Below are 10,866 nucleotides of genomic sequence, written 5' to 3'. Positions count from 1 at the left end.
TGGAAACTGCCAGCCCATTCCCCGGAGGAAAACATGGTCAGGCAAAAGTGTAGCGGTATTAGGCGCAGCTATTTAGCGCTGTCTGAAGACTACCGGGCAAACGAGAAAGAAACAGGATTATTGTTTGCCGAGGTTCAGAACAAACTTTTCTTCGCCGTCACAGGCCATACTGCCGCTGAACTGGTTGTTGAGCGCGCAGACTCATCCAAGCCCAATATGAATCTGACTAGCTTTGCTGGTAATAAGGTTCGCAAAGCTGATGTGGTGATTGCTAAAAATTACCTGCAAGCAGACGAATTGGAAAATCTGAATCGCTTGGTCAGCATGTTCTTCGAGTTTGCCGAGTTTAGGGCAAAAAACAAAGCCCACCTTCGCTTGCAAGATTGGCGTGAGTACGTCGATAAGTTTATGGACTTTAACGAGCAACCGTTGCTAAACAGCGCAGGGCGCATCAGCCGAAAACAGATGGAGCAAATCGCTCACAAACATTATGAGGCTTTCAACTTGCAGCGTAATAAACTGGAAGCTCTGGCGGAAGATGAAAGAGAACTCAAGGAGCTGGAACGGTTGGAACAGCGCCTAGGCCAGAAGAGGAAGCAGACAAAATGACCCTGTACACACCCAAATTTCAGGAAGAGTACAGTGCCAAGTTACCGGCCCTGACGTTATTGACTAACTTAGGGTGGACTTTTCTTGCTCCCGAACAGGTATTAGCTGCTCGTGGTGGAAAACCTGATGTGGTCGTTCTTCGGCAGGTGCTTCGTGGTGAGTTGCAAAAACGTACTTTTACGTTTGCGGGAAAAAGCTACCCCTTGTCAGAGAAATCTATCGACAACTTAATTGCTGAGGTGTGCAGCCCGGGGTTGAATGAGGGTCTGTTAACTGGCAACGAACGCCTATACAACCATCTGTTGTACGGCATTTCCGTCACTGAGTTTGTTGAAGGCAAAAAAGCCAATATAACCATCACACTGATTGATTGGCAGGCACCTAGCAATAACAGCTTTGTATTTACCGAAGAATTTAGTGTGACTCGCACGAGTGGCGTTGGCTCTTCATTTCAGGACACGAGACGCCCCGATATAGTCTGCTTTGTCAACGGGATTCCATTGGTGGTGATAGAGGCGAAACGCCCAGACGGAAATGCCAAAAAAGGCCCGACCATTGAAGAAGGAATTTCGCAAAGCCTGCGTAACCAACGCCACGATGAGATACCTCTACTATTTGCGTACAGTCAGTTGTTGCTTTCTATCAATGGCAATGAAGGCCGCTATGGCACCTGCGGCACACCCGCTAAATTTTGGGCTGTCTGGCGAGAAGAGGACATTTCAGACGCCGAAATGTATGCCATCAAGAATAAAAAACTGTCCGAAGCGCAAGTTACGAGCTTGTTTAGTCACCGTTCTGATAAGGATTTGGATTGGTATCATAGCCTTATTGCGACAGGCGACTTGGCGGTAACCGGCCAGGATAAATTACTTATCAGCTTACTCAGTCCATCACGCTTATTGGAAATGACGCGTTACTTTACACTGTTTGATAAGAAAGTCGGCAAAATTGTTGCTCGTTATCAACAAGTGTTTGGTATTAAACGACTCATTGAGCGAATAAATACTCGCAATATCCATGGAGGCCGTGAAGGTGGAGTCATCTGGCATACCACCGGCTCAGGAAAGTCGTTCACCATGGTGTTTTTAAGTAAGACGCTAATTTTGCACGATAGCCTGAAGCAATGCCGTATTGTGGTGGTAACCGACCGGGTAGACCTAGAAACTCAGCTCAGTAAAACTTTTGCCTCTGGCGGAGAGCTAGCGGGTAAAAAAGATAAAGCTGCCGCACTGGCCACATCGGGCAAACGTCTGGCACAACAGATTGGAGAAGGAACTGAGCGTATCATCTTCTCCTTGATTCAGAAATTTAACACCGCCACTAAACTGCCAGAGTGTATCAATACCAGCTCAGACATCATTGTGTTGATTGATGAGGGTCACCGCAGTCAAGGTGGTGAAAACCATATTCGCATGAAGCAGGCGCTACCCAATGCAGCGTTTGTAGCCTTTACTGGCACCCCGCTATTAAAAGACGATAAAACAACCAATAAGTTTGGTCCAATAGTACATGCCTACACCATGCAACGTGCCGTAGAAGACCAAACTGTCACGCCATTACTTTATGAAGAACGTATTCCTGATCTGGACGTCAATGAGCGAGCCATCGACAGTTGGTTCGAACGTATCACTGAGGGGATTTCGGACGAGCAAAAAGACGATCTAAAACGTAAATTTGCCAAAAAAGGTCAAGTATACGGCGCAGATGATCGCATTCGTTTAATTGCTCTGGATATTGCCAACCACTTTATTAAAAACATTGATGATGGTTTAAAAGGGCAATTAGCCTGCGACAGTAAAGCCTCCGCCATCAAGTACAAAAAATACCTTGATGAAGCTGATTTATTTGAGTCAGCGGTAGTGATGAGTCCACCTGATAGTCGAGAAGGTAACTCCTCAGTGGATGACACCGCCACACCAGAAGTCACATTGTGGTGGAAAGAGAATGTTGGTAGCCAAGACGAACAGGCCTATACCAAACATATCATCGAGCGTTTTGCTGACGAAAACGACCCGTTAAAATTGTTGGTTGTGGTCGATAAACTGCTGACCGGTTTTGATGAACCCCAAAATGCGGTGCTATACATCGATAAGCCATTAAAAGAACACAATTTGATTCAGGCCATCGCTCGGGTCAACCGCCTACATCCTAAGAAGAAATTTGGTTTGCTAATTGACTATCGCGGCATTCTTGCAGAGTTAGATACCACAATTGCGAAATATCAGGATCTCGCCTCTCGAACGCAAGGTGGCTATGACATCAATGATATTGCCGGTCTCTATAATCAAATGAGCACCGAATACAAGCGATTACCACAACTATACAAACAGCTGTGGGCTATTTTTGATGGCGTAAAAAATAAGAATGATATTGAGCAATTACGCCAAGTATTAGTCCCCAGAATTGAAGAACAAAATGGCGAGTTAGCTGATATCAATCTCAAAGTTCGCGAAGACTTCTATGAAGCCTTAACCGCTTTCGCGAGCTGTCTAAAAGTCGCCTTGCAGTCAGCAACCTTCTTTGAAGATAAAAGCTTTAGCGATGACGACCGTCGTCACTACAAGGAAACCATGAAGCAATTTTCTAGTCTGCGTCAATTAGTTCAACAAGATGCCGGTGAAAAAATTGACTACGAAAAATATGCCGAGCAAGTGAAAAAACTACTGGATAAGCATGTTGTCGGTGTCGAAGTCAAAGAACCTGACGGCGTATACGAAGTTGGGAAAATGGGGCAGAAGCAGCAGCCAGAAGACTGGAGCGAAGATAAAACTCGTAACGAGACTGACATCATCAAAACTCGTGTTACGCGAATGATTGAACAAGAGTTACGCGATGATCCTTACGCTCAGGAAGCCTTCTCAAAACTGCTGCGCCAGGCCATTGAAGAAGCTGAGAAGTTGTTTGATCATCCTTTGAAACAGTACATGCTATTTCGTGAATTTGAAGAACAAGTTCAAGACCGTCGCCTGAATGACATCCCTAATGTTTTTGCTGGAAATCATCACGCACAGGCGTATTTTGGTGTGCTCAAGAAGGTATTACCAGATGTCTTTGCTGTTCAGGATCAACAAGTCCAGGACAAATGGGTCAAACTAGCCTTTGACGTTGATGAGGCTGTTGATACTTCAGTTGCAGAGAACTCCATAAACTCGCAAAACATTGAAGCCGATATCCGCAAGAAACTGCTGCCCAAAATGTTCCAAGAATGCAAAGCAATTGGTGGTGGTATGGATCAGGCCAAGAAAATCGTTGAGATGGTAGTGCAAATCACACGCGTCGGGTTGAGCGGCATCTAAAGCCATTGAGTAACTATGAATGTTCCTATTAAACAAAGCGGTCATATGATGAACTTTCACTACGGTGATGAAGAAATCACTTTTGAGCGAGTTATTCGTCAACAAGCAAACGGCAAAGTATTGATTAAGGTACACCCAGATTGTCGTGTGGTCGTATCCGCCCCCACGGATGCTGATAATGATGCTGTACTTAATGCCGTTAAAAAACGGGGACGTTGGATATACGAGCAGTTGCGGGATTTTCGCAAGCAATTGGAGTACACCTCTCCAAGAAAGTATATCAGTGGCGAGGGCCACTATTATCTCGGCAAACAATATCTACTTAAGGTAATAGAAGCGCCAAATAGCGTTCAGAGGGTCAAATTACTGCGTGGAAAGCTTGAGGTATCAGTACGCATTAAAAGTGCAGAGAATGTAAAAGAACGTCTGACAAATTGGTACAAAGCGCGGGCTAAAGAAACCTTTGCTAAACGTCTTGATGCCGTCCTTGAACAAGCCTTATGGATAGCAGAACGGCCGCCGCTGCGTATTCAGACCATGCAAACCCAATGGGGCAGTTGCTCTCCAAATGGTAGAATCACGTTGAATCCTTATTTGGTTAAAGCGCCCAGAGAGTGCATTGATTATGTGGTCTTACACGAGCTATGCCACTTAGCGGAGTTTAATCACAGCGAAAGATTTTATCGCCTTATGGGGCAAGTCATGCCTCAATGGGAGAAGATCAAAGAACGTTTGGATGGGATGGCTAATATCATCCTGCTCATCTGATGTGTATTACTGATGATAATGCAAGGGGAAATGAAGCGGTCTGACATCCAGGCTGCTCTGAGATTGAAGCATGAAGATCACTTCCGCTAGGGAGTGTTCAGAATTCTGTGTCACGTTAAAAATTCTACAGCGTCATCTCCGAAAAACAGTTGACGTCTAATAGTCAAACCGCAAACCTAATAACCACGTAAGATTGGGCAAAACTGATAATTGCTCAATTTGAAAATCATTTTTCTCTCATTAACCCTATTTTTTGTTCAAATCTTGCTCCCTCGCCATGCATGATGTAGCATAGTAAAAGGTAACACCTTATACTCCTCAATAAGGACATGCATCATGTCAACATCGAGCACCACACTCAAGATCGACGACAGGCTCAAAGAGCGTGTCAAAAAACTGGCGGATGCACGCGATCGCAGCCCACACTATCTAATGATAGCCGCTATCACTCAATACATTGAACACGAAGAGGCGCGCGAGAGTTTTAAGCAGGAAGCCATCGACTCCTGGCGTGAGTATCAGGAAACCGGTCTGCATCTGACCGGTGATGAAGTCAAAACCTGGCTGCGTGGCTGGGGAACAGAAGCGGAAACGGATATTCCTGAATGCCACAAGTAATTATCACTCAACGAGCTGCAGCCGGGTTAACGCGCTGTCGTGAGTTCTTGACCAGCAAAAATCCGCTGGCGGCCATCAGGGCGGGTCAGGTTCTCGAAGCGCATTTTGAGCAACTGGAAAACAACCCCGAAATGGGCCGCCCTTTTACTGAGCTGCCGGTATTACGCGAGCTGATGATTGAATTCGGCGATTCCGGCTATGTGGCGTTGTACCGCTACGAGAAAATACAAGACCGTGTTTATGTGTTGGCCTTTCGGCATCAGAAAGAAGCAGGGTATTAAACCTCGAGAAATCAAAGTGTTATAAACGACTACCGTTTTGTGTCCAAAATTGTGCCCACCGCACAAAAACACGACAATAAATACCATTGTAAATCAACCTGATATCCACGCTTTCCAGCTTCTGTATCGGCTGCATCTGTATGCGTCCACTCACTTCGACCGATCCCGTATAGCGCCTAGTTATGCGGAATTTTTTGTTCCATCGATATCTGTTCTACGCCGCACGGCCATAATCGCCGCTATGGTCAAGATGTGGAGTTTGCTGGTCAACCAGTGGAACAACTGCTGCAAAACCTTACCCTGAGCGATAGCCGCGAGCTAAATCTGACCGGATGAATGTCATTTGGTCACCAACCGCAGCGCTGGCGGCCCGCTTTCGAAGTCAAGGCCGTCGCTTTCCCCGCCACAACGCTGCACGATACCCGCTATCTGGACAGCGAAGACATCGGCGGCACATTGCAGGAGCAATACCAGCGCAGCTTTGCCTTTATTCGAGAAGAAACAGGCTTTTAGGGGCGTAACGTCAAGCGCATGCGGGTCCTCTACCGCGAGTATCCGCATTTAGCCCCCCGCTTCAAGGGCGCCGAGAAAGTGCCACAGACTGTGGCACAAAGCTGCGAAGATCCGGTTCCACCAGCACCAGTAGATGCCACCCCCGTATTCCCAACCGGGTTTCCGCTGTCCTTGCCTTGGGGCCGCCATGCCGCGCTAATCGCCAAGGTCAAGGCCCCGGCCATATGCCGGTGACCTATTGAAATTGCTTTTAATAGCGCGATTACTCCTCCAGGAGCACCCCCGTGACCCGCCGAATCGTCTGCATGGACATATTCAATTTCACCATATTATAGGCAATAGTTATCGCGGATCGGTATCGCCCTTCTTGATAACCTTCAACCCAGCCTTCAAGATAACCTTCTCTTTCGCCTTTCAATTCCAGTTGTTGCGCAATAGTCATTATTCCCTCCTTGGTGGCAATAGTCTCGTGGACTGGTTAAGTCGGCTCTGTCAGGGTGCGTTACTTATCCTGGCGAATAAATTCACAACACTGATAGAGGCGGTAAAAATGGCAAGGCAATAACGCCGGCCAGAGTATCTCATTTGCGGTTGCCCATCATCTTACATCCGTCATACTTCACGTCGACTTTTGGTCGGCGGCGATCATTCGCTCCAGTCATGGGAGCCGGCTATACGCCAGACGAAGATGCGAGACATCCTGTCTCTCATAAAAGCCCGCCATGGGCGGTTCATATTCGTTCCCGACGGATTTGTCGCTCGCTTACCGTCGCGACGCCACTGGAAGTCATTAAAGCATATGTAAATGAGGATGAAATAATGGCACGGAATTCCTAAATGTTTTCTAAATAACTTCCCTATAAGGAACAAAAACTGCCCATTGTCGTGAACATTTACAAATAAATACCCTATTCAATCAATAATAGCCTGAGAAATGAAATGTTCGCTGAATAGCCACTCACCGCCACATGTTCGAGGGCTTTATCATCTAACCAGCAATAACAGCAAAAGATGGCATTACCGTATTATTACCTATGGCGAGCTATGTCGCGTTGCAGGCACAACGGAATCGAACCTAAGGATGCGGGCATCGGGGTGGTAACGGGCAACATTGGTAATGTCTCCAATGAAGCCACGCAACGAAGGGATGCGGTAAAGGTTTTGAAGTGATGGGAGAAAAGACGATCAGGCCGTTCGGGCAACGTAAGAAAGAGGGCATAGCGGCGTCCAGTGCTTCATGCCAATCGCTACCGTACGCCATTATTGTGAATAAATATCAACCCCTATTGACGAACTCCAAGGACTAAACCCAATGCCCACTCAATCATATCGCTGTCGATGTGAGTGTATTGAGCGAACATAGCCAAAGAAAGAGACGGTTTGAGTATTTTTCCATCCGCTATCCTCACAAATATGATACTTTCTTTTTCACAACCAAATCATTAACTGGTGTAAGGATTATCAGCAAAATCAGGCTTAAAACTGCATACTTAGTAAGTAGAATTCCCATAAAGGCTTTTCGCAAATCCGATTTGAATTTATCATTGAAAAGACTGTCGCGGTTTGGCGATTTAAATATCGATGAATTCAAAGAATATAGAGCATCGTATGTTGATATAAGAGTCATTCCGATATATATTTTATTATATAACAATGATGCTTTATCCAATCTCATCCAAAATAGCCAGGGAGTCAGCGTGTATCTGTATATGTTTTATTTGGGCGGCAACGCCGGGAAATCGAATATCGAAGTCCATGATATCCAGTTCGTGGCGGCGGAAAAACCGGAAGACGCCTGGCCGGCGCTACGCGAAGCCTGGTTCGGCGATGCCGGTAAGGTACACATTGACGGTTATGCGCGAATCACTTGGGCCGACGGTTATGCCATCAGCCTTTCCACCACACCCGTCGCTAGCGACCACAAACTGTTTTTCGTCAATGCCGGGGCGTATCATCCCGACACGTTAGCGGAATTGCACGCCTTTGATCTGTATGTGGCGCGCGATGCGCGGGAAGCCAAGACCAAAGGACTGGCAAACCTGCTCACCAGCGCTTCGCACCAGCATAAAGACAACCTCAAGGACGTGGATAATTGTAAGCTGCTTGATGGCATCGGCAATTGGCATATACATCTGACGCCGGCGCCGGAGGGCGCGCCTATTAGGCCTGAATGGCAGGGTTACCAACCGATCGGCGCTTGACGGCATCGGCTTGTCACGCCGGGGATGAATCCCCCGTCGTTTTCAGCCAAACTCGCCGCCGCCTTTTGCGTCGGCGGGGAAGAAGGTGAATTCAACGGCGAGAACGACCGGATAAAACATGATCGGAAAACGATTAATCCGTCGTTCTCGACAACTTTCGACCGGAGGCAATCGCTAGCGCCTCGGCAATACTCTCCAACTGTGCATCGGGAAGCATGGCGGTACCGATCCGGATAAATTGCGGTTGCCCCAATCGGCAGCGTTCGCCCGGCAATACCGCGATACCGCGCGCCGCCAGCGTGATCATGGCGTACTGTTCCGAGGTGACCGGCAAATAGAGGCTTAAGCAACCCCGGTTGGCCACCGGTACCCCGCGCCGCGCCAATGCCGCCGCCAGCCGCCCGCGCCGCTCGTCGTAAACCAGGCGCGCATGGGCGATGCATCGCTGCGTTTCCTCGTCCCCGATCATCCACGCCACGGCATCTTGTAAAATACGGCTGGTCCAGCTCACCCCGAAATTGCGCCAGGCCTGGATGCGCCGCACCAGTTCAGTGGTGGCGGAGAGTACTGCCAGTCGCAAATCCGGCCCATAGGCTTTGGAATAAGACCGGACATACAAGGTGCGGTCAGGGAAAAAATTACCCAGACTCCAGATGGGCGCCGCGGAAAGCTCGCCGATGCCGTCGTCTTCCACAATCAACGTATCGCTGCCGGCTAGCACTCCGCGCAACGCCTGGCTTCGGGCTTCGCTTACCGCGTGGCCGGTAGCGGAATGGGTGCGCGGTTGATAAATAAAAAGGACCGGCTGTTTGGTCATAACCACGGCGAGCGCATCCGCGCGCGGCCCCTCATCGTCGCAAGGTACCGGCAGAATTTCCGCCCCGATATTATCCAGAATATCAAGCAGCCTTGTCGCGGTGGGATCCTCGATAGCCACCCGATCGCCGGGAGATACCAGGGTTTGCACCAGCAGATTCATGGCGTCAAATCCCCCGTCCGTAGCCAGAAAAGCTTGGGCCGGGAAAGGCCAGGCCGGCTGTATGGCGCGCAACAGCCGTGGCGAAATGGGCTCGCGCTGATAACTGTTTAGCCGCGGCGAGGCGATACCGGCCCGCATGGCCCGCTCAAGGGGCGGCAATAAATCGGGATCGGGGGATGCCATGGTTAAATCCGCCTTGATGTTGTCGCCATAATTACCGATCTGCTCAAAACGGATCGGCCGCGAGGTTGTGTTGTCGCCACACACCCAAACGCCGCCTCGCCCCTTTCCCGCCAACACCTTGTGCTTTTTCATTTGCGCCCAGGCCGCGGACACCGTGGCCGGGCTAACGCCCAATGCCTTGGCCAGCTCGCGTACCGCCGGCAATTGGGCGCCCACGGCGATCTGACCGTCGCGAATCAAGCCGGACACCGCCTGGGTTATGCCTTTAACCGAGGTATCGGCGATTTGGCCGCTTAGCCAAGGTAAATCCACGGTAGGGGTCATAAGAAAAAACTTTGTTCAGTAACAAATAAATTATTGTTCAAATGATATTTGCGTTTTAGTATCAAATGCAAGGCATTTTTGATTAATAAATAAGCGCGTCTGGAAGACGCCGCGCTGCATGGGAGTGGGATGATATGGTAACCATTAGACTGGCGGTGCGCGACTGGGACTATTTCACGCCGCTGGCGCTCGGCGATATTACGCCGGCAGGGTTTGTACTGGAGATCCATCGCGTTGAGACATTGGTGAACGACCTCGCGTCCAACGGACAATACGATGGCGGAGAAGTGTCGTTCAGCCGGTATGCCCAGAGCCGGGCAAACGGCGACGACTCGCTGCTGGGTCTGCCGCATTTTCTGATGCGCGGCTTTCGCCAGCGTTGCATGATTACCACCGCCGACAGTCCGCTGACCTCGCCGGCGCAACTAAAAGGTAAACGTATCGGTGTCACCGGCTGGCAAGACTCGGGCAACACTTGGACACGCGCCGTGCTACGTGAAGCCGGGGTGGAAATCGAAGATGCGCGTTGGTTCGCCGGCCGCCTAACGGCAAAACACCCTATTACCGACCGTCTGGCGGGTTTCGGCCGACCGGGCCTCATCGAACCCGCGCCGGGTGAACGCCCCATGATAGAACTGCTGCGTGAAGGGGCGTTGGACGTGGTTTTTACCCCCTTTATGCCTGAAGGCTTTTTCCAGCCTGATTCCGGTTTGCGCCAGTTGCAGCCGGATTTCCGCGCGGCGGAGCTTGCCTATTTCAATCGGGTCGGCTATGTGCCCGGCATGCATATCCTGGCTATCAAGCCGGCGCTGGCCCAGGCGTATCCCTGGTTGCCGCAAGCGCTCAGCGGCATCATTGACCGCGCTTATGCCCTTTGGATGCGCAAACGGGAAAAATATGCCGACACCACCCCTTGGCTGCTGGATGAATTGCGCCGAATCCGTCGCGATTTACCGGAGGACTGGAATGCCAATGGATTAAATGCCAATCGGCGGATGATTTCCGATTTCGGCAAGGAGTTGTTCCAACAGGGATTAACGAAGATATTGCTGACGCCGCAAGCGCTCTTCCCCGCGGCGGCGAAGGAGGAATGA

10 protein-coding genes are annotated in these 10,866 nt (G+C 49.6%); 8 read left to right on the top strand and 2 right to left on the bottom strand.

The window, feature by feature from the left end; translation table 11 throughout:
* From rhuM to FCN80_RS26915, 6 genes are all read left to right on the top strand, one after another.
* Positions 1-609, top strand: a 609-nt coding sequence (gene rhuM, locus FCN80_RS17950; protein ID WP_230492760.1) for a RhuM family protein, incomplete at its 5' end; no start/stop codon positions are given.
* Positions 606-3,905 carry a type I restriction endonuclease subunit R gene (locus FCN80_RS17945; protein ID WP_136991545.1) on the top strand — a complete coding sequence of 1,100 codons (3,300 nt, stop codon included), beginning with the start codon at positions 606-608 and terminating at the stop codon, positions 3,903-3,905. The genes rhuM and FCN80_RS17945, both read left to right, overlap by 4 nt.
* A 15-nt stretch (positions 3,906-3,920) precedes the next feature.
* A complete protein-coding gene (locus FCN80_RS17940) occupies positions 3,921-4,673 on the top strand; it encodes a M48 family metallopeptidase (RefSeq protein ID WP_230492759.1) in 753 nt (250 codons plus the stop codon).
* A 336-nt stretch (positions 4,674-5,009) separates the two neighbouring features.
* Positions 5,010-5,291, top strand: a complete 282-nt coding sequence (locus tag FCN80_RS17935; RefSeq protein ID WP_136991544.1) for a CopG family ribbon-helix-helix protein — start codon at positions 5,010-5,012, stop codon at positions 5,289-5,291.
* Positions 5,279-5,572: a type II toxin-antitoxin system RelE/ParE family toxin gene (locus FCN80_RS17930; RefSeq protein WP_136991543.1), complete on the top strand. Its 294-nt coding sequence runs from the start codon at positions 5,279-5,281 to the stop codon at positions 5,570-5,572. The genes FCN80_RS17935 and FCN80_RS17930 overlap by 13 nt, the downstream gene beginning before the upstream one ends.
* Before the next feature lie 336 nt (positions 5,573-5,908).
* Positions 5,909-6,085, top strand: coding sequence for a hypothetical protein (locus FCN80_RS26915; RefSeq protein WP_230492758.1), 177 nt, complete (start codon positions 5,909-5,911; stop codon positions 6,083-6,085).
* Between the two features lie 262 nt (positions 6,086-6,347).
* Here FCN80_RS26915 and FCN80_RS17920 read toward each other — a convergent pair whose 3' ends face one another.
* The gene (locus FCN80_RS17920) at positions 6,348-6,527 is read right to left on the bottom strand and encodes a hypothetical protein (protein WP_136991542.1); all 180 of its coding nucleotides are present in this window, start codon (positions 6,525-6,527) and stop codon (positions 6,348-6,350) included.
* 1,255 nt (positions 6,528-7,782) lie between these two features.
* Here FCN80_RS17920 and FCN80_RS17915 point away from each other — a divergent pair.
* Complete coding sequence (locus FCN80_RS17915; protein WP_136991541.1) at positions 7,783-8,286, top strand: DUF1543 domain-containing protein; 504 nt, start codon at positions 7,783-7,785, stop codon at positions 8,284-8,286.
* Between the two features lie 133 nt (positions 8,287-8,419).
* On the opposite strand, the gene FCN80_RS17910 is transcribed toward FCN80_RS17915, so the two are convergent.
* The gene (locus FCN80_RS17910) at positions 8,420-9,772 is read right to left on the bottom strand and encodes an aminotransferase-like domain-containing protein (protein ID WP_136991540.1); all 1,353 of its coding nucleotides are present in this window, start codon (positions 9,770-9,772) and stop codon (positions 8,420-8,422) included.
* Between the two features lie 134 nt (positions 9,773-9,906).
* On the opposite strand from FCN80_RS17910, the gene FCN80_RS17905 reads away from it, so the two are divergent.
* Positions 9,907-10,866: an ABC transporter substrate-binding protein gene (locus FCN80_RS17905; protein WP_136991539.1), complete on the top strand. Its 960-nt coding sequence runs from the start codon at positions 9,907-9,909 to the stop codon at positions 10,864-10,866.

It is taken from the genome of Martelella alba, from assembly GCF_005217455.1.
In the GTDB taxonomy this organism is placed as follows: Bacteria; Pseudomonadota; Gammaproteobacteria; order Enterobacterales; family Enterobacteriaceae; genus Acerihabitans.
This window is presented reverse-complemented; position numbering and strand designations above follow the sequence as displayed.

What these genes read in the sequence shown, in the direction of transcription:
- FCN80_RS17945 (WP_136991545.1), top strand. Translation starts at nt 606, where the DNA reads ATGACCCTGTACACACCCAAATTTCAGGAAGAGTACAGTGCCAAGTTA.
- FCN80_RS17940 (WP_230492759.1), top strand. Translation starts at nt 3,921, where the DNA reads ATGAATGTTCCTATTAAACAAAGCGGTCATATGATGAACTTTCACTAC.
- FCN80_RS17935 (WP_136991544.1), top strand. Translation starts at nt 5,010, where the DNA reads ATGTCAACATCGAGCACCACACTCAAGATCGACGACAGGCTCAAAGAG.
- FCN80_RS17930 (WP_136991543.1), top strand. Translation starts at nt 5,279, where the DNA reads ATGCCACAAGTAATTATCACTCAACGAGCTGCAGCCGGGTTAACGCGC.
- FCN80_RS26915 (WP_230492758.1), top strand. Translation starts at nt 5,909, where the DNA reads ATGTCATTTGGTCACCAACCGCAGCGCTGGCGGCCCGCTTTCGAAGTC.
- FCN80_RS17920 (WP_136991542.1), bottom strand. Translation starts at nt 6,527, where the DNA reads ATGACTATTGCGCAACAACTGGAATTGAAAGGCGAAAGAGAAGGTTAT.
- FCN80_RS17910 (WP_136991540.1), bottom strand. Translation starts at nt 9,772, where the DNA reads ATGACCCCTACCGTGGATTTACCTTGGCTAAGCGGCCAAATCGCCGAT.
- FCN80_RS17905 (WP_136991539.1), top strand. Translation starts at nt 9,907, where the DNA reads ATGGTAACCATTAGACTGGCGGTGCGCGACTGGGACTATTTCACGCCG.